At 67.6% G+C, this 18,100-nt stretch carries 15 protein-coding genes; 8 read left to right on the forward strand and 7 right to left on the reverse strand.

Translation table 11 applies throughout. From position 1 onward, the window contains the following. Window positions 1–356 precede the first annotated feature (356 nt). From AC5Y4H_RS15490 to AC5Y4H_RS15500, 3 genes are all read left to right on the forward strand, one after another. Window positions 357–2,162, forward strand: a complete 1,806-nt coding sequence (locus AC5Y4H_RS15490; protein ID WP_499983063.1) for an N-acetylglutaminylglutamine amidotransferase — start codon at window positions 357–359, stop codon at window positions 2,160–2,162. Continuing rightward, the gene (gene ngg / locus AC5Y4H_RS15495) at window positions 2,159–3,949 is read left to right on the forward strand and encodes an N-acetylglutaminylglutamine synthetase (protein WP_499983064.1); all 1,791 of its coding nucleotides are present in this window, start codon (window positions 2,159–2,161) and stop codon (window positions 3,947–3,949) included. The genes AC5Y4H_RS15490 and ngg overlap by 4 nt, the downstream gene beginning before the upstream one ends. 93 nt (window positions 3,950–4,042) lie before the next feature. After that, entirely contained in the window at window positions 4,043–5,527 is a 1,485-nt protein-coding gene (locus tag AC5Y4H_RS15500; RefSeq protein WP_499983065.1) for an MFS transporter, read from the forward strand. A gap of 8 nt (window positions 5,528–5,535) precedes the next feature. Here the strand turns inward: AC5Y4H_RS15500 and AC5Y4H_RS15505 are convergent, their stop codons facing one another. The 5 genes from AC5Y4H_RS15505 to AC5Y4H_RS15525 form a co-directional block, all read right to left on the reverse strand. Beyond that, window positions 5,536–7,332, reverse strand: a complete 1,797-nt coding sequence (locus tag AC5Y4H_RS15505; protein ID WP_499983066.1) for a serine/threonine protein kinase PknE — start codon at window positions 7,330–7,332, stop codon at window positions 5,536–5,538. A 164-nt stretch (window positions 7,333–7,496) separates the two neighbouring features. Further along, window positions 7,497–7,838, reverse strand: coding sequence for a hypothetical protein (locus tag AC5Y4H_RS15510; RefSeq protein WP_499983067.1), 342 nt, complete (start codon window positions 7,836–7,838; stop codon window positions 7,497–7,499). Between the two features lie 178 nt (window positions 7,839–8,016). Then, a complete protein-coding gene (locus AC5Y4H_RS15515) occupies window positions 8,017–8,733 on the reverse strand; it encodes a pyrimidine reductase family protein (protein WP_499983068.1) in 717 nt (238 codons plus the stop codon). Window positions 8,734–8,736: 3 nt separating this feature from the next. Beyond that, entirely contained in the window at window positions 8,737–9,234 is a 498-nt protein-coding gene (locus AC5Y4H_RS15520) for a flavin reductase family protein (RefSeq protein ID WP_499983069.1), read from the reverse strand. A 17-nt stretch (window positions 9,235–9,251) separates the two neighbouring features. Beyond that, complete coding sequence (locus AC5Y4H_RS15525; protein ID WP_499983156.1) at window positions 9,252–10,556, reverse strand: APC family permease; 1,305 nt, start codon at window positions 10,554–10,556, stop codon at window positions 9,252–9,254. A gap of 81 nt (window positions 10,557–10,637) precedes the next feature. Here AC5Y4H_RS15525 and AC5Y4H_RS15530 point away from each other — a divergent pair, with 81 nt between their 5' ends. Both AC5Y4H_RS15530 and AC5Y4H_RS15535 read left to right on the forward strand, forming a co-directional pair. Further along, the gene (locus tag AC5Y4H_RS15530) at window positions 10,638–11,375 is read left to right on the forward strand and encodes an arsenate reductase/protein-tyrosine-phosphatase family protein (RefSeq protein ID WP_499983070.1); all 738 of its coding nucleotides are present in this window, start codon (window positions 10,638–10,640) and stop codon (window positions 11,373–11,375) included. Between the two features lie 2 nt (window positions 11,376–11,377). Continuing rightward, window positions 11,378–12,853 (forward strand): multicopper oxidase family protein, encoded by a 1,476-nt coding sequence (locus tag AC5Y4H_RS15535; RefSeq protein ID WP_499983071.1) that lies wholly within the window; start codon window positions 11,378–11,380, stop codon window positions 12,851–12,853. Between the two features lie 3 nt (window positions 12,854–12,856). On the opposite strand, the gene AC5Y4H_RS15540 is transcribed toward AC5Y4H_RS15535, so the two are convergent. Continuing rightward, the gene (locus AC5Y4H_RS15540; protein WP_499983072.1) at window positions 12,857–13,981 is read right to left on the reverse strand and encodes an FAD-dependent oxidoreductase; all 1,125 of its coding nucleotides are present in this window, start codon (window positions 13,979–13,981) and stop codon (window positions 12,857–12,859) included. A gap of 69 nt (window positions 13,982–14,050) precedes the next feature. Here AC5Y4H_RS15540 and AC5Y4H_RS15545 point away from each other — a divergent pair, with 69 nt between their 5' ends. Continuing rightward, entirely contained in the window at window positions 14,051–14,938 is an 888-nt protein-coding gene (locus AC5Y4H_RS15545) for a hypothetical protein (RefSeq protein WP_499983073.1), read from the forward strand. Here the strand turns inward: AC5Y4H_RS15545 and AC5Y4H_RS15550 are convergent. Then, complete coding sequence (locus AC5Y4H_RS15550) at window positions 14,935–15,852, reverse strand: TIGR03619 family F420-dependent LLM class oxidoreductase (protein ID WP_499983074.1); 918 nt, start codon at window positions 15,850–15,852, stop codon at window positions 14,935–14,937. The genes AC5Y4H_RS15545 and AC5Y4H_RS15550 overlap by 4 nt on opposite strands. Before the next feature lie 62 nt (window positions 15,853–15,914). On the opposite strand from AC5Y4H_RS15550, the gene AC5Y4H_RS15555 reads away from it, so the two are divergent. Together AC5Y4H_RS15555 and AC5Y4H_RS15560 are read left to right on the forward strand one after the other, a co-directional pair. Beyond that, the gene (locus AC5Y4H_RS15555; RefSeq protein ID WP_499983075.1) at window positions 15,915–16,604 is read left to right on the forward strand and encodes a helix-turn-helix transcriptional regulator; all 690 of its coding nucleotides are present in this window, start codon (window positions 15,915–15,917) and stop codon (window positions 16,602–16,604) included. 143 nt (window positions 16,605–16,747) lie between these two features. After that, complete coding sequence (locus AC5Y4H_RS15560) at window positions 16,748–18,022, forward strand: amidohydrolase family protein (protein WP_499983076.1); 1,275 nt, start codon at window positions 16,748–16,750, stop codon at window positions 18,020–18,022. Window positions 18,023–18,100: the final 78 nt, after the last annotated feature.

Raw genomic sequence — 18,100 nt, forward strand, 5'->3', positions numbered from 1 at the left:
GATTGGTGGATCGGTGCGCAAGCGGGCGCGGCCATCCGGGCCGTGAAACCTGGTGCGTGACCGGCATTTTCGTTCGTCACGGCGGACGCACGCGTGTGGTCCCGCACGGGCGGACAATGCGGCCGCCGGGCCCTTTCGATGAGCATGTGCAACCGATTCGAACGACCGCCGGATCGCCGGAGGCAGAGATCCGCTTCCGATGGTGATCTTTCCGTTCGACTGCGTCGCCAGTCCGCCCGCGACCTGGTGAAGGCCAGAATTTAACGATTTACCCCGCAGGCGGGCAACCCGCGAGCTGACGCGCGTCACAGCGGCCGTCTGGGCGATTCCATGCGGGCAACGGTAGGGTCGAAGACGTGTGCGGAGTCACCGGGGAGGTACGGCTCGACGGGCAGGCGCCCGATGTAGCGGCCGTCTCAGCGATGGCCGCCGTGCTGACGCCCCGGGGCCCCGATGCCGGCGGCGCCTGGTCGCAGGGCCGGGTCGCGCTTGGCCATCGTCGCCTCAAAATCATCGACCTGACCGAGGCCGGCGCCCAGCCGATGGTCGACTCGGAACTGGGTCTGTCCCTGGCGTGGAACGGCTGCATCTACAACTACAAGGAGTTGCGGCACGAGCTCAGCGGCTACGGCTACCGCTTCTTCTCCCACAGCGACACCGAAGTTCTGATCAAGGCGTACCACCGGTGGGGCGATGACTTCGTCAGCCACCTGTTCGGCATGTTCGCCTTCGCCATCGTCGAACGCGACAGCGGGCGGGTGCTGCTCGGGCGGGACCGGCTCGGCATCAAGCCGCTCTACCTGACGGAGGACAGCCACCGCGTGCGGTTCGCGTCCACGCTGCCCGCGCTGTTGGCCGGCGGTGGCGTGGACACCCGCATCGATCCGGTCGCCCTGCACCACTACATGAGCTTCCACTCGGTCGTGCCCGCCCCGAACACCATCCTGCGCGGGGTCCGCAAGGTGCCGCCGGCCTGCCTCGTCGCCATCGAACCCGACGGCAAGCGCACCGTCAGCACCTACTGGGCGCCGGACTTCACCCGTCACCAGGATCGCGCGGACTGGTCGGAACGTGACTGGGAGGACGCCGTGCTGTCCACGCTGCGGCTGGCGGTGAAGCGCCGCCTGGTCGCCGACGTGCCGGTGGGTTGCCTGCTGTCCGGCGGCGTGGACTCCAGCCTGATCGTGGGTCTGCTCGCCGAGGCCGGCCAGCACGGGTTGTCGACCTTCTCCATCGGCTTCGAGTCGGCGGGTGGGGTCAAGGGCGACGAGTTCCAGTACTCCGACATCGTGGCCAAGCGCTTCGAGACCGACCACCACCAGATCCGCATCGAGACCGACCGGATGCTGCCCGCGCTCGACGGGGCCATCGGTGCGATGAGTGAGCCGATGGTCAGCCACGACTGCGTGGCCTTCTACCTGCTCAGCCAGGAAGTGGCGCGGCATGTGAAGGTCGTGCAGTCCGGGCAGGGCGCCGACGAGGTGTTCGCCGGTTACCACTGGTACCCGCCGATGGGCGAGCCCGCCGCGGCCACCCTGGACGGCGCCGTCGCCCAATACCGCGGCGCGTTCTTCGACCGCGATGACGCGGGGGTCGACGCGCTGGTCGGCCCGGGCATCGTCGCGCCGGGTGACCCGAGCCTGCGATTCGTCACCGAGCAATTCGCGCAGGCCGGCGCCGAGACCGGCATCGACCGCGCGCTGCGGCTCGACACCACGGTGATGCTGATCGACGACCCGGTGAAGCGGGTCGACAACATGACGATGGCGTGGGGGTTGGAAGGCCGGGTGCCGTTCCTGGACCACGAGTTGGTCGAGCTGGCGGCTACCTGCCCGCCGGAACTCAAGATCGCCCACGAAGGCAAGGGCGTCCTGAAACAGGCTGCGCGACGGGTGATTCCGTCGGAGGTCATCGATCGCCCCAAGGGCTACTTCCCGGTCCCGGCGTTGACCCACCTCGAAGGCCCCTACCTCGACATGGTCCGCGACGCTCTCTACGCGCCCACCGCCAAGGAACGCGGCCTGTTCAACACTGACGCGGTCGACGCGCTATTGGCCAACCCCAACGGCAAGCTGACCCCGCTGCGCGGAAACGAGCTCTGGCAGATCGCCCTGCTCGAGCTGTGGCTGCAGCGCCACGGTGTCACCGGCCCGGTTGCATGACCATGGTCGATCCGTCCGGCGACCACACCGAGGCGATCACGCTCGGCCTGCACGATGCATCGCCGCCCGAGCTGGTCGACGCGATGGCCAAGGACGTCGAGCTCGAACTTGGTTGGGGCCGACTGATATTCGGGCAGACGTTCGCCAATTCGCAGGAACTGGTCGAAGCGCTGCGCCGCGAGGGCCCCGGGCGCCGCGACATCTGCATCTACGCCCGCGAATCTCACGTCGTGGTCGCCGAGGCGCCCACCGAGCTGTTCATCGACCCCAGCCACACCTACCGGCTACGGTTCACCCCTAAGACGAAAAACCTTGCGCCGGCGCCGCTGGGCGTCACTGTGCGCACCCTCAACGACCCGATCGATGCCGACGCCATGAATCGCGTCTATGTGCGCTGCGGCATGGTGCCGGCCGGCGTCGACGTGATCTGGCACAACCATCAGAACGTGCCGGCGGTGAAGTATCTGCTCGCGGTGCGCGACGAGGACGGCGCGGTGGTCGGCACCGTCACCGGTGTCGACCACGAGTTGCTGTTCAACGACCCGGAAGAGGGGTCGAGCCTGTGGACCCTGGCGGTGGATCCGGCCGCGGGGCTGCCCGGTGTGGGAGGCGCGCTCACCAAGGCGCTCGCCGAGCACTTCCGCAGCGAGGGCCGGGCCTACATGGATCTGTCTGTGGCGCACGACAATGCCGCCGCTATCGGCCTCTACGAAAAACTGGGTTTCCGTCGCGTCCCGGTGCTGGCGATCAAGCGCAAGAACGCGATCAATGAGCCGCTGTTCAGCCCGCCACCGGAGACCATCGACGACCTCAACCCGTACGCCCGGATCATCGCCGACGAAGCGCTGCGCCGCGGGATCTGGGTGGAGGTGCTCGACGCCGAGACCGGCGAGATGCGCCTGACCCACGGCGGCCGCAGCGTCCTCACCCGGGAATCGCTGTCCGAGTACACCTCCGCGGTGGCCATGTGCCGCTGCGACGACAAACGGCTGACGCGGCGCCTGGTCGCCGAGGCGGGCATCACCGTGCCTCGCGCGCGACTGGCCACCTTCGATGAGAGCGATTTCGCCTTCGTCAAGGAGGTCGGCGAGGTCGTCGTCAAACCGACGCGCGGCGAGCAGGGGAAGGGCATCACCGTCGGGGTCGTCCCGGACAACGGGCCCGACGACCTCAGCTCGGCGCTCGCGCGGGCCCGCCAGCAATACCCGGACGTGCTGATCGAACAGCGGGTGACGGGCGACGACCTTCGCCTTGTGGTGATCGACGGCCGCGTCGTCGCCGCCGCGCTGCGGATGCCCCCGGAGGTCATCGGCACTGGCGAGCACAGCGTGCGGGACCTGATCGCCGCCGAGAGCCGGCGGCGCTCGGCGGCCACCGGTGGCGAGTCCCGCATCCCGCTCGACGACCTCACGGAGTCGACGATCGCCGAAGCCGGCTGGAAGCTGGACGACGTGCTGCCGCAGGGAACCCGGCTGCGGGTTCGCCGCACCGCCAACCTGCATCAGGGCGGAACCATCCACGACGTCACCGCGCACGTGAACAGCGAATTGTGCCGCGTCGCGGTGACGGCCGCCGAAGCGATCGGCATCCCGGTGACCGGCATCGACCTGTTGGTGCCCGACGTCACTGGCGCCGAGTACGCCTTCATCGAGGCCAATGAGCGCCCGGGGCTGGCCAACCACGAGCCCCAGCCAACGGCCGCGGCCTTCATCGACTTCCTTTTCCCCGGCCACCCCGGCCAACCGCAGGCCTGGACTCCGGAGGAGTCCCGCTCCGAGCGTGGCTGACGCCGACGAGCGCGGCGCAGATGTGATACCCGGCGCAGGGCTAACGGCGGGCTTTGGTGGGTAAATCCTCTGTCACACCAGAACGGAGACTGCATGAGTGCGAGCGCGCAAACCAAAACCATCTCGACGCATGTGCCTGCTCGGCTGGACCGGCTGCCGTGGTCGCGGTTTCACTGGCGCGTCGTGGTGGGCCTGGGCGGGGTGTGGGTGCTCGACGGACTCGAGGTCACCATGGTCGGCAACGTGTCGGCCCGGCTCATGGAACACAACAGCGGCATCGCGCTGAACGCCGCGCAGATCGGCATGGCGGCCGCCATCTACATCGCCGGGGCCTGCTCGGGGGCGCTGTTCTTCGGTCATCTGACCGACCGCTTCGGCCGGCGAAACCTGTTCATCCTCACCCTCGCCATCTATTTGGTGGCGACGGTCGCCACCGCGTTCGCCTTTGCCCCGTGGTATTTCTTCCTGACCCGTTTCTTCACCGGAGCCGGCATCGGCGGCGAGTACGCCGCCATCAATTCGGCCATCGACGAGCTGATTCCGGCGCGCGTGCGCGGTCGCGTCGACCTGGTGATCAACGGAACCTATTGGCTGGGTTCGGCCGCCGGCGCGGGTGGCGCGTTGATCCTGTTGAACACGGCGAACTTCCCGCCCAACATCGGCTGGCGGCTCGCCTTCGGCATCGGCGCCATCCTCGGCATTTTCGTGCTGCTCGTACGGCGCAATGTCCCGGAGAGCCCGCGCTGGCTGTTCATCCACGGCCGCGAGGAGGAGGCGGAGCAGATCGTCGGCGACATCGAGGACGCGGTCCAGCACGAGACGGGTCAAACGCTGCCCGAACCGCAGGGCAAGGCGCTGCGGATCCGCCAGCGCACGGCGATCTCGTTCCGGGAGATCGCCGCCGTCGCGTTCAAGCTGTATCCGCGGCGTGCGATCCTCGGCCTGGCGCTGTTCATCGGGCAGGCGTTCCTCTACAACGGCGTCACGTTCAACCTCGGCACGTTGCTCAACCACTTCTACGATGTGCCGTCGGACATGGTGCCGGTGTTCTTCGTGCTGTGGGCCCTGAGCAATTTCGCCGGCCCGCTGGTGCTCGGGCACCTGTTCGACACCGTCGGCCGCAAGCCGATGATCACGCTGACCTACATCGGCTCTGGAGTGGCGGTGGTGGCGCTGGCGTTCGTGTTTCTCACCCAGGCCGGCGGTGTCTGGGCCTTCATCGGCGTGCTGATCGTCGCGTTCTTCCTGGCGTCGGCGGGCGCCAGCGCGGCGTACCTGACGGTCAGCGAAATCTTTCCGATGGAGACCAGGGCGCTGGCCATCGCGTTCTTCTACGCGATGGGCACGGCGATCGGCGGTATCACGGGTCCGTTGCTGTTCGGTCAGCTGATCAACTCGGGCATGCGCAGCGAGGTTGTCTGGTCATTCCTGATCGGGGCGGTCGTGATGGCCGCGGCCGGCCTGGTCGAACTGTGGCTCGGCATCGCGGCCGAGCGGCGCCCGCTGGAGGAGCTGGCGTTGCCGTTGACCGTGGAGGACGCTGAGCGCCAAGACGATTCGGAGCCGGTTACCGACTAGCCGGCGGGCTATCCGGTGAGCTTTGTCAGCCAGGATGGGTTCTGGTAGTTCACCGCGGTGCTGCCATCCCACACGAACGGGGTGGCGTTGGCGTTGTCTCCCGACATCGTCGAGTAGCCGTTCGCCGCTTTGGCCTTGGCCGTGCCGATGTCGTCGCCGGACTTGATGCAACTGACGACGCCGGCGTCGGCCCCGACCGTCTTGGCCAATTGCGCGAGCTCGCCATCGGTGCGGTCTTCGGCGGCGCCCTCTTGCGGCTGAAAGTTGCTGGCGAACAAGCCCGAATAGAAGTCGGCGTAGAGCTTGGGGTCGCTCTGGGCCGCCACGCAGTAGGTGGCCGCCACCGCGCGCGTGGAGTAGTCCTGGCTGTGCGACTTTTCGTCGAGGAAGTTGAGCAGGTGGTAGCGGACGGCGAGCTTCTTGTTGTTCACCGCGGTGTCGATGTCGGCGGCGTTGGACCTGATGAAGCTGCCACACGGCGGGCAGATCGGCTCGTTGAAGATGTCGATGGTGGTCTGGGCCGCCGAACTGCCCACGAACACACCGTCATCGAGGATCCGCAGCGCGACGGCGTCCGCCGGGGGCGGGGCCGGGACCGTAGTGGGCCGGGGCTTCGATTCCCACGGGCGAGCGACGCCGAGGACTACACCAAGGAGCACCACCGTGGTGGTGGCGGCGACACCGGCCCACAGCCAGGCTTTGGCGCTGGACCGCGGCGGCTGACCCCAGGGTGGGGTAGCGCTACCGGCATTCGTCCACACCGGTGGGCCGCCCCAGGCCGTGGGCTGCGGCCCCGGCGCGCGGGAAGGCACGGGTTGCGCGGCGGCTTGCGCCGGCCAGGGGTTCAGTGGTTGCGGGGCGGGGGCGGGCGTCAAGGGCGCAACGCCGACGGCCGGCTGACCGGCGAATGCGGCAGGCGGCGTTGCCATTTGGCTGCGCTCCAGGATGTCGGTGGCCCGATCCCTGTCGGGTGCGGCCAGCGCGCCATGGGCGGCCGCCGACAAATCACCGCAGGTGAGGAAGCGGTCCGCGGGATCTTTGGCCATGCCGCGGGCGATCACCCCGTCGAAGGCGGCCGGGATGCTGGGCCGTGCCGCGCTCGGTCGCGGGATCGCTTGGTGCATGTGTGCGCCCATCACGCTGAGTTGGTCGCCCGTGTAGGGCGGCGATCCGGTCAGGCATTCGTACAGCACGCAGGCCAGAGCGTAGATGTCGGCCTTGGGAGTTATTTCGGAGTTACCGAACCGCTCCGGGGCCATGTATTTGACGGTGCCCACCGTGGTGCCGAATTGCGTGAGTTTCTCGTCGGAAGTGGCGCTGGCGATGCCGAAATCGACAAGGTAGGCGAAGTCGCCGGCGCTCACCAGGATGTTTTCCGGCTTCACGTCCCGATGCAGGATTCCCGCCGTGTGTGCGGCATCGAGCGCCGAACCGATCTGGCGGACAATCGCTATCGCCCGCGGCGGGGATATCGGCCCGTAGCGCTTCAGCATGCCGGCCAGGTCGTTGCCGTCGATCAGCCGCATGTCCACGTAGAGCTGGCCGTCGATCTCGCCGAAGTCGTGGATGGGCACGACGTGCGGTTCATGCAGCCGTCCGGCGGTGCGTGCCTCGCGCTGCATCCGCGAGCGGAACACCGGATCTCCGGACAGCGTGCGCGACATCAACTTCAGAGCCACGATGCGCTCCCGGACCGTGTCCTCGGCCTCATAGACGTCGCCCATGCCGCCGCGACCGACCAACCGCCGCAGCCGATACGGCCCGAATTGCGTACCCTCCCGCGAATCCGCGGTCGCGTCACCCATCGAACACTCCTCACCCGCCGGCCGTGCCCCGCAACCGACCGCCGGCGCCCGCACCCGGCCGGCGACTGCGCCGAGTCCTTGGTGTCATGCAGGCATAAGGCTAAGGTTTCGGTGACCGCGCGGCACGGCGAATAGAGAAAGCCAGCTAATTCGCCGGTACTCAATCAATGGTTGTCGTCATCGCCACTGGCGCGTTCGGTAAGCCCTTCGCGGGACAGCGCCCGGACGAATCCGTAGGCCTGCATCCCGGCCGGGCCCGGATTGTCGAAAATCCATTCGTTGATCTTTGCCAGCGCGTTGGCCAAGTCGTCGCGCTTGACCCGCACCAGGTACGTCTTTCGGTCGTCGTCGGGATCCTCGAGCGAGTCCGCGACGGCGACGGGGTTCTTGAACGCGTAGGCGATCCCGTGCACCGAGTCGTGATTCAGTGCCCAGTGAATCTCGCTGGGGCGCAATCGGTTCACCGCCAGATTGCGGTAATCCTGGTCGTCGGCTGAACTGCTCACCTGGCCGGTGATCCTATTCTGTGTGCATCGGGGAAGTGAACGTCTATCAATTGCGGGGCCGGTCGCCAGAAGCGATCCAAGCAGGTTTCAAAGCGGACATTTTCATCATAGGAAGGGGCGTCGCCCGCTGCATGTTGAGCGCTTCTGCGCACGTGCATTCGGCGCAACCCGGCGCCGCTCAGCGGCGATACTTCAGATAGAGATAGCCCTCGCAGAACAGCGCGTGCTCGAGGCTCATGGTGACCGGGGCGGGCAGCCGCGCCGGGTGCAGCCGGTGGCCCACCGGCTGGCTCGCGGCCAGTTTCGGGGCGAGCGTCACGCAGATCTCCGCGACGGCGTCGGCTTCCACCAGCTCGTCGAGCAGCGTCGGTCCGCCCTCGCACAGGATGCGATGCATGCCCTGCTCGCGCAGCATCGCGACCGCCCGCGAGACATCCACCGACTCCTCCCCGGCAACCATGACGTGTTGCCGCTCCTCGTCGAGGTCGTGTCGTGCCGCGGCGCTCGCGCAGGTCACCAGGATCGGCGGCTGGTCCGGGTTGCTGAACAGCCGGGCCGGTAGCTCACCGCTGCGGCTCACCACGGCGATCGGGGGTGGTCCGGCGCGTCCTTCGTGGTACCGCCGGGCGCGGGCCGCATCGCTGAGCGTTACCGGCCCATAGTTTTCGGCGCGGGCGGTGCCGGCGCCGACCAGCACGACGTCGGCCAGACCGCGCAGGATTTTCAGGAGGCGTTGGTCGGTGGGGCACGACAGCGGACCCGCGCGGCCACCGAACGCGGCGGCGCCGTCGGCGCTGAAGATCATGTTGGCCCGCACGCCATCCGGGGGATCGGCGTAGAACGTCGCGAGTTCGATGATGCTGGGGACGGGGCTGATCCTTGGCGAATCGCTCACGCGCTAGGCCTCATGGCCGGGTTCCAGCTCGTGCACGTCGCCGAACGACACCCAGGTCTCCAGCTCCTGCGGTGGACGCCCGCCCACCGGCGCCAGCAGGTGCCCGACGTGGTCACCCAGCGAGAAACGTTCTCCGATCTCGCCGACGAACCAGGCGGCGGCGTCTTCGAGGATGGGCATCTCTTCGGGACCGGGATGCCAGGAACACCGGTCGAACTTGTCGACCTCGTCGCTGGTCTGGCCGCCGAAGAGCTCCACCACGTCCAGGTGCTCGTGGGCGAACACGTGCACGGCGAGATGGGAGGCGCCACGGGCGACGCGGAAGGTGTGGTTGCGCCGGGACAGGCCGACGAGGAATCGGGGCGGATGGATGCTGGTCTGACTGGCGAAACCCACCAGGCAGCCGGCCGGGGTGCCGTCGGCCCGCGTGGTGACGACGTACATCGGATAGTTCAGCAGCGCCACCAGCTTGTCGAAGGCGTCGGTTCCGGGGTCGGACATCCGGTCAGTCTTCCCCGTCACGGCTCGGGGGAATCGTGTTCCCGTGATCGTGGCGCGCGCCGTCCCAACGAGCGATCCTTCGTGACACGTCGAACGGCGTAGGCCACGACGCCGATGCCCAGCACCGCCGTCCCGGACAGCACCGACCACAGCGGCATCGCGAAGGCCAGCACCACGCAACCGATCAGCCCGATCACCGGAATGGCCCGGTGTGGGCGGCCCTCATCGGGCCTCAGGGTCAGTGCGGAGGCATTGGCGATGGCGTAATAGATCAGCACGGCAAAGGAGGAAAACCCGATGGCGTCGCGAAGGTCGGTGGTGGCGGCCAGCACCGCGACGACGACGCCGATCGCCAATTCCGCGCGGTGCGGCACCCCGAATCGCGGGTGCACCGCGGCCAGCGCGTGGGGGAGATGGCGGTCCCGGGCCATCGCCAGGGTGGTGCGCGAGACGCCGAGAATCAGCGCCAGCAGGGAGCCCACGGCCGCGACCGCCGCCCCCACCTGGACGACGGGGACCAGCCAGCCCGTTCCCGCCGCGCGTGCCGCATCGACCAGCGGCGCGGCCGTTCGGCCGAGCCGCGTCGGCCCCAGCACGGAGAGCGCGGCCACGGCCACCATCGCGTAGACGACCAGGGTGATGCCGAGTGCCAGCGGTATCGCGCGTGGAATCGTGCGCGAGGGGTCGCGCACCTCCTCACCCAGCGTCGCGATGCGCGCATAGCCGGCGAAGGCGAAGAACAGCAGGCCCGCCGCCTGGATGACACCGCCGGCGGTCGCATCGCCCGGGCGGAGCGAACCGGCGTTGGCCGCCCCGGAGGTGAACGCGACCACGACCACCGCGGCCAGCACGGCCAGCACCGCGGCGACGATGATGCGGGTCAGCCAGGCCGACTTCTGCACGCCGGCGTAGTTCACCGCGGTCAACGCGACGACCGCTGCGACGGCCACCGCATGCGCCTGCGCCGGCCAGGCGTAGCTGCCGACCGTCAGCGCCATCGCCGCACACGATGCGGTCTTGCCGACGACGAACCCCCACCCGGCCAGATATCCCCAGAAGTCCCCCAACCGCTTTCGGCCGTAGACGTAGGTGCCGCCGGACGCGGGATAGCGCGCCGCCAGCCGCGCGGAAGACGTGGCGTTGCAGTAGGCCACCACCGCGGCCAGGGCCAGGCCCGGCAGCAGCCCCGAGCCGGCGGCGTGCGCCGCGGGTCCCAGCGCCGCGAAGATCCCGGCCCCGATCATCGACCCCAGCCCGATCACCACCGCGTCGAAAACACCCAGGCTGCGGTGCAATTCGCCACGGTCGGCGGCGGCATTCATCGGGGTGCTTTCGGACACTCGGTCTCCTGGTGGGTCGGACGATCAAACCTATCAAAACCATTTGATGTATTGTGCGAAAGTATGCCGGCAGCAGGTCGCGCGGCCGTCCCACCGCTGATGCAGATGGCGTCGCATCCCTTGCGGTGGTCACTACTGACCGAGTTGGCGTACGGGGATCGTCGGGTGCGGGAACTGGCCGCCGCCCTTGCGGAGCCGCAGAACCTGGTCTCGTATCACTTGCGACTGTTGCGTTCGGCCGGACTCGTCGGCGCGCGACGCAGCAATTTCGACGGTCGCGACACCTATTACCGGCTGGACCTGGCAAAGTGCGCCAAGGCATTCGGCGAGGCCGCCAACGCATTGCACCCAGCGCTGGCGGCCGCGCCTGCGCCCCGCACGGCTGCGCGGTCGGTGCTGTTTCTGTGCACCGGCAACAGTGCGCGGTCGCCGATGGCCGCGGCGCTGCTTCATAAGCGGGGCCAGGGCCGCATCCGGACGGCAAGCGCGGGCAGCCATCCGAAGGCTGAGTTGCACGTCAACGCCCTCCGGGTGATGCGCGACGAATACGGTATCGATCTCGGTGGCACCCGTCCCCAGTCATTGGCCGCGGTCTCCCGGCGCCGCTTCGACTGCGTGATCACGTTGTGCGACAAGGTGCGTGAGTACGCGCGCGACCACGATCTGGCCACCACTATGCATTGGAGCCTGCCCGATCCGTCGAGTGCCGGATACCCCGAATTTCGGTGTGTGGCAAACGAGTTGAGCCAACGCGTCGACTTCTTCATGCCCCTGCTGGCCGCCGGCGCCGGCCGCTGGTGATCATGGCCCTCAACCGGCGTCAGTTCCTCACATGGACCGCGGTGACGGCGGGGACCGGAAGCGCAGTTGCCGGGGCCGCCTGTTCGCACCCCTCGCCACCCGGGCCGCCCGGCGGCAAAGCCGATTACACGCTGCGGATCGGCTCCGGGAAGGTCGAATTGGCCCCCGACCGGATCGTGACGACCCTGACCTACAACGGCCAATTTCCGGGCCCGCTGCTGCGGTTCACGGAGGGCAGGCGCACCTGGGTCGATGTCTTCAACGACACCGACAACCCGGAACAGTTGCATTGGCACGGCCAGCACGTCGGTGTCGACGTCGACGGTGCCGCCGAAGAGGGAACCCCCGACATACCGGCACATGGCATGCGGAGGATCTCGTTTGTGCCCGGCCCGGCGGGATTGCGCTTCTATCACACCCACGTCGTCCCCCGCGCGGATCTGTCCCGTGGCCAGTACAGCGGTTTGGTGGGCCCGGTCTACATCGAGCCCGCTCGGAACGCAGGCGCCTACGACCAGGAAGTCGTCCTCACGCTCAAGGAGTTTGAGCCCACGCTAAGCCGCGGGGGCGACATGGCCAGCGATTTCCTGGCCGGCGAGCAGGACCAAGACCTCAAGGCCAGAGGCGAGTCGTCCATGGCCGCCTCGCTGGCTCGCGGTGACTCACCCGGCAATGAGGTCGGGTACGGGGCCTTTGCGATCAATGGACACATGCTGGGTCACGGCGATCCTCTGCGCGTGCACGCCGGTCAGCGGGTGCTGCTCCACGCGCTCAACGGCAGCGCCACCGAGACACGCAGTTTGGCCCTGCCCGGGCATACCTTCGACATCGTTGCGCTGGACGGCAACCCGGTACCCACGCGGTCCACCGTGCCGGTGTTGTGGCTCGGCGCGGGCGAACGGATCTCGGCCGTCGTGAACATGACCAATCCGGGTGTGTGGGTGTTGGGCGATCTGTCCGACGATGACCGCGGTCGCGGAATGGGAATGGTCGTCGAATATGCCGGTCGCGGTGGGGATCCGCAATGGGCGTCGCCCCCGCCCTTCGCGTGGGATTACCGGCTGTTCGGCACATCCGGGCCGGCGGTTCTGGCATCCCCGGACCACACCATTGACCTGTTGATCGAGAAACGCAACGCCGCCGACAACGGTTTCAACGTGTGGACGATCAACGGCACGCCTTTCGCGATGAACAGCGACAAGCCCGTGATCGACATCGAGCACGGCAAGCGCTACCGGTTGCGGTTCCGCAACGGCAGCGACGACCTGCACCCCATGCACCTGCACCGCCACACGTTCGAAATCACCCGGTTCGCCGGGGCGCCCACCGCGGGTGTCCGCAAGGACGTCGCGATGCTCGGCGGCTACCAAAGCATGGAGGTCGATTTCGTCGCCGACCAGCCCGGCCTTTCGCTGCTGCACTGCCATCAACAGATACACATGGATTACGGCCTCATGTTGCTGCTCAACAGCCGCTGACGCTTATCCGAGCGGGTTGTTCTGGCGCACTCCGCGATACATGCCCCAGCGCACGACCCATGGCATCACCACCCGCTCGACCGACCAGGACGGGAAGCGGAAAGCATGGCCCGTCGGCAGGAAGACCTCCAGGCCGTTGGGTTGTATGCCCACGAGGGAACCCCACCGCCGCGTCGGCGCCCGGTAGGCCCGTAGCGGCCGCCCGGCGAAGTCGGCGAGAACGTTGCGCGCCACCAAGGCGTCGCCGCGGTTCCGGGCGGAGCTGCGCAACGGGTCGGTCGCTGCGACGTCGCCGACCGCGAACACGCCCCGATGACCGGGCACGCGCAGCTCCGGGGTGACGCGCACGAACCCACGCTCATCGAGCAGATCCACCGGCAGCCAGCCGGTGTTGGGCCGCACCCGCCCGATCGCCCACAGCACGGCGTCGGCGTGGGCCGGGGGTTGACCGGTGCTCCAGTGAACCGGTTCGCTGGTCAGTTTGTCGCCCGCGAATCCCTCGGTCACGACCGCGCGGTGCCCGGGGTGAACGCCTACGCCCAGCCGCGTCAGCCGGCCGTGGATCCGCTGCCAATGTCGTGGATGGTGGCCCTCGAGAGCGGACTCGCCGGGGAAGTACAGGTCGACCCGCTTGTTCGGCCACGTCGTTGCCATGTTGAGGGCGCTGCTGACCGCCGCCGCCCCGCCGCCCACCACGACCACCGACGCCGCGGCGGCCAACCGGTCGTGCGCGGAGCGCAGCGCGGCGCCGATCTCGGCGGCCGACTCCAATGTCGGCTGACGCCAAAAGCCGTTGCTCACCCCGGTCGAGATGATCAGCGCGTCATACGCCTCGGTGATGGCCGCGCCGTCTTCGGTTCGGCCGAAGACGGTTTGGGCGGCCAGGTCGACTCCGGTCAACGTGGCCTGCACGGTGCGAACGCCGTCGAGGCGGCGGAACCGGTCGAACGGGATCCAGTAGTCGCGGGCCCAGTCGTGCGGACGTGACAGCCGGACGCCGAGCTCCTGGCCGCTCACCAGCGCGGGTTTGGCCGAGACCCCGACGACGTCGGCGTGTCGGGACAACCGGATCGCCGCGAGGACGCCCGCGTCCCCGAGTCCGGCGACGATGACACGCTTACGGATCATGCCGTTATCCTGCCCTGCATAGATCGTGGACGAACCGTCGACCGATCCGAGAGCGAGGGCCACACCAGTTTGATCGTCTCGCGCAGAATCGACAGCCCGGAGCGGCTGGGGGAGTCGACGTCCCCGGCGCGCCCGCGGTTGAGCGCCGCGCTGCGCGCCGCGGTGCGTGCGTCGGCGCCGCGTCCCGCCGCCGCCCGGCGCGCAGCCAAGGACTTCGAGAAGGGCCTGGTTCCGGCGGTCGTCGCCGAGATCCGGTGGTCGTTCACCCGGCCGCGCACCTGGCTGATGGGTGTGGTGGCCAACGTGATCTTCGCCGCCGGCTGGTTGCTGGTGCAGCCGCTGACCCTTGGCCGTCACCACGATTGGGTGGTCCTGGTGGGCACCTACTTCTCCTCCTGGGTCCTGGCCGATGTCACTACCACCAACTTCCTGGGCGCCGACCACTACCGCATCCGTCGGGGTTTATCGAACGGGGTGCCGTTCTGGCGGATCCTGGTGATCAAGAACCTCGCCCTGCTCGTGATCGTCGGTCTGCCCACCTTTGCCGCCGCGGTCGTGTTGACGTTGTGGCTGGAAACGCCCGCGCGGCTGGGCATTACGATTCCCACCGTCGCGGTGCCCATCGTCTCCTGGCTGGGCGTCGGCAACCTCATCTCGGTGCTGCACCCGGTGAGCGTCGAGCCGCTGATCCGGCGTTGGCGTCAGCGCGGCGATCTGCGCCGCACCCGCAGTTGGGTGCTGGCCCTGACCCTGCCCTATGCGCTGTATTACGTGGCCGATCCGATGAACGGCGTGGAGCACCGCGTGTTGTGGCAGCAGGCGCCCGCCCTGATCTGGCCGGTGTTCGGGCGCGAAACGAAAAGCTTCGTCCACCTCGCCATCGCGATGAGCGTGTGGATCGCCGGCAGCATCGCCGCGGTGTATTGGGTGCGCAGGCGCGGGTTGCAGATCCGCTAGGACACCTGGGGTTTGATCTCTTCGATGACCCATTGCTCGTAATCGAGGTATTCGTCCACGCCGCTTACGGCGGGAACGGGAACCGCGCTCACGGTCACGCCCTGCTCGGCAAGCCAATTCAACCGGTCGACGATTTGTCCCGCGCTCATGCCCGGCCGGTCGCTGGCCCGGCGCGCGACGTGACCTTCGCCGACCCGGTTGGTGCCGAGCCCGTGCATCACGTCGAAGTCCCGGCCGTCGTAGCCGGGCTGGGACTTGATGTAGTCGAGTTTCTGGGCGATCTGCTCGGGCGGTGTGAGAAACGGCCACCACCCGGACCCGAAGGTGGCCGCCCGCCGCAACGCGGCGTCCGCGTCACCGCCGATCCAGATCGGAAGGTGTGGCTTCTGAACGGGTTTCGGCTCGAAGGCGATGTCGGCGAACGACACATACCGGCCTTCGAATCGCGGTGCGTCACTGGTCCACAATTCGACGATGGCCGCCAGATATTCGTCGGCGATGCGGCCTCGTTCTCCGAAGGGCACCGAAAGCAGCTCGAATTCGCGGGCGAGCCACCCCACGCCGAACGTCACCATCATCCGGCCCCCGCTCATCCAATCGGCGGTCGCCAGCGCTTTGGCCACCACAATGGGGTGCTGCAAGGGCAAGATGGTCACGCAGGAGTTGACAGCCACCCGCTCGGTGGCACCGGCGATGAACGCCTGCGCGGTGGTCGAGTGCAGATAGTGTGGCCCGGACAACTCGACATGGTCGGTGGGGATGACGAGATGCTCGGGCACCGCGATCATGTCGTAGCCCCATCGGTCGGCGCATTGCATCATGCGTCGTTGTTCGGGCCCGGTGACGGCCGCCTCCCAGGGTTGCGTGATTGCCTTGAGGCGCAGCAGGTGCGGAAGGGCAAAAGCGAATTTCACGGGCGTCCCAGCCAGCGGTCCATGTTCTCCAATCTAAGGGTCCGTGTTGTTAACCTGGCGACATGGACTCCGAAGCGGACCCTGCCAGCCCAAAGCTGACCAACGCGGCGCTCGCCGCCACCAGCTGGGCGCTGCTGGGCATGATGTCCTACGAAGAAGAAGTTTCGGGCTACGACCTCAAGAAATGGATCGATTGGAGCGTCGACCTCTACTACTGGAGCCCCTCCTACAGTCAGATCTACACAGAGCTGAAGAAGCTGGAGTCGCTGGGACTGGTGACGTCGCGCGTCGAACGCGATGAGGGAACCCGCAGTCGGCGGCTCTACAAGATCACCCCGGCCGGGATGGATGCCGTCACCGAGTGGACGAACCATGCGCCCGTCGACCCTCCGGTGCTCAAACACTCTGTGCTGCTGCGCGTTACGTTCGGTCACCTCAGCAACCCGAGTCGGCTCAAGGAATTGCTGCAGGAGCACGTCGCGTACGCGGAAGCGCGGCATCGCAAAGCCGTCGAGGACGCCGAGGGGGCGGAGGTCGAACCCGCCTGGGCGTACTCGGTGCTCGCGCTGCGCTGGGCCGCCAAGTACTACGCGGCCGAACGCGAGTTCGCGCTGCAGATGATCAAGGAGATCGACGAGGCCGACGCCGTCATGAAGCGGGCCGCCAAGGGCGGTTTCGGACAGCCGCGCCCCACGCCCGGCTACTGGCGCGAGGTCGAAAAGCAAGTCCAGGCCAAGCGCGAAGCCGACTAGGCCGCGGCGTCCCGCGCGGCTGAGAACGCCTCCAGCCGATTCACCAGCCGAATCGCCGGCTGTCCGCTCAATGAGATTTTGATCTTGTGGTCGTCAGGCCATCCGGGAAAGCTATCTTCATAGCGAAGAGGTCGGAGGATGCGATGACTACAACTTGGGACTCAATTGATCGCTACGTGGTCATCTCGACGGACACCCACGCTGGGGCTGATATCGACGACTACAAGCCGTATTTGCCCGCGGCCCTGCACGACGAGTTCGATGCGTGGTCCAAGACGTACGTAAGCCCATTCGACGACCTGATCATTGCCACCGCCAGCCGGAACTGGGACAGCGAGCTCCGGATTGCCGACATGGACGCCGACGGGGTGGCCGCCGAGGTGCTGCTGCCCAACACCGTCCCGCCGTTCTTCCCGACCACCCCGAACATCACCATCAGCCTGCCGCGGACTCGCGACGAGCTCGAGAAGCGGTGGGCGGGGGTACAGGCTCACAACCGCTGGCAGGTCGACTTCTGTTCGCTGGCCCCGGAGCGTCGCCGCGGGTTGATTCAAATCTTTCCCAACGACGTCGAGCTTGCGATGGACGAGATCCGTTGGGGCGTCGAGCAGAACTGCTTCGGCGGCGTGCTTGTCCCACCGGTCTCGCCCGGCGATCCCAACGTCGCACCGCTCTTCCACACTCGTTACGAACCGCTTTGGGCGCTGTGCGCGGATCTGGACCTGACCGTCGTGCAGCACGCGGGCGCCGGCAGCCCCGAGATGCCGATGGACCAGCCGGCGTCCAACGCGGTGTTGATCACCGAGATGGCGATGTGGGCCAACCGCACGCTGGGACACCTGATCCTGGCCGGGGTGTTCGAGCGCTACCCGACGCTGCGGTTTGCGCCCACCGAGCAGGGCACGCTGTGGGTGCCGGCACAACTCGGCATGCTCGATGCCATGGTGCCCACCATGAAATCCGAGGCCCACAACCGCACCTACGGGATGTTCGGCGGGACGTCGGTCGACGCTCTGACGCTGACGCCGAGCGAATACGCACAGCGAAACTGCTATCTGGCCAGCGAATTGGCGCCGTTCGACTCGAGCATGATCGATTTCATGGGTCCCGAGCACATCATGTGGGGCAGTGACTACCCGCACGAGGAAGGCTTCACGCCACACTCCAAGCTGGCCATCCGCTGGGCCCTGCACAACAGATCGGAAGATGACTGCCGAAAGATTCTGGGCGGCAATGCTGGTCGGCTGTACCGGTTCGACCTCGAAGCACTCACGCCGATCGCCGCCAAGATCGGGCCCACGGTCGACGAGGTGCACACGCCACTCGAGGACACCGGCTATCGCGCCCCGGCCGCATTCGGATACCGACCGTTCGAAGGCGGGCTGGCGCTGAAGCGACTGGCTCCGGCCCGCAATTAGTCGAAGCTGACAACAGTTCTTGTCGGCAGCCCGCGGCGTGGCCGCCGAATGTATCGAAGTGAAGATTTCCCGACCACC

It is taken from the genome of Mycobacterium sp. NGS58 (assembly GCF_059812385.1).

Bases quoted from the DNA above. Each gene is read 5' to 3' on its own strand.
- ngg (WP_499983064.1), top strand. From the start codon at position 2,159: ATGACCATGGTCGATCCGTCCGGCGACCACACCGAGGCGATCACGCTC.
- AC5Y4H_RS15500 (WP_499983065.1), top strand. From the start codon at position 4,043: ATGAGTGCGAGCGCGCAAACCAAAACCATCTCGACGCATGTGCCTGCT.
- AC5Y4H_RS15505 (WP_499983066.1), bottom strand. From the start codon at position 7,332: ATGGGTGACGCGACCGCGGATTCGCGGGAGGGTACGCAATTCGGGCCG.
- AC5Y4H_RS15520 (WP_499983069.1), bottom strand. From the start codon at position 9,234: ATGTCCGACCCCGGAACCGACGCCTTCGACAAGCTGGTGGCGCTGCTG.
- AC5Y4H_RS15525 (WP_499983156.1), bottom strand. From the start codon at position 10,556: ATGAATGCCGCCGCCGACCGTGGCGAATTGCACCGCAGCCTGGGTGTT.
- AC5Y4H_RS15530 (WP_499983070.1), top strand. From the start codon at position 10,638: ATGCCGGCAGCAGGTCGCGCGGCCGTCCCACCGCTGATGCAGATGGCG.
- AC5Y4H_RS15535 (WP_499983071.1), top strand. From the start codon at position 11,378: ATGGCCCTCAACCGGCGTCAGTTCCTCACATGGACCGCGGTGACGGCG.
- AC5Y4H_RS15540 (WP_499983072.1), bottom strand. From the start codon at position 13,981: ATGATCCGTAAGCGTGTCATCGTCGCCGGACTCGGGGACGCGGGCGTC.
- AC5Y4H_RS15555 (WP_499983075.1), top strand. From the start codon at position 15,915: ATGGACTCCGAAGCGGACCCTGCCAGCCCAAAGCTGACCAACGCGGCG.
- AC5Y4H_RS15560 (WP_499983076.1), top strand. From the start codon at position 16,748: ATGACTACAACTTGGGACTCAATTGATCGCTACGTGGTCATCTCGACG.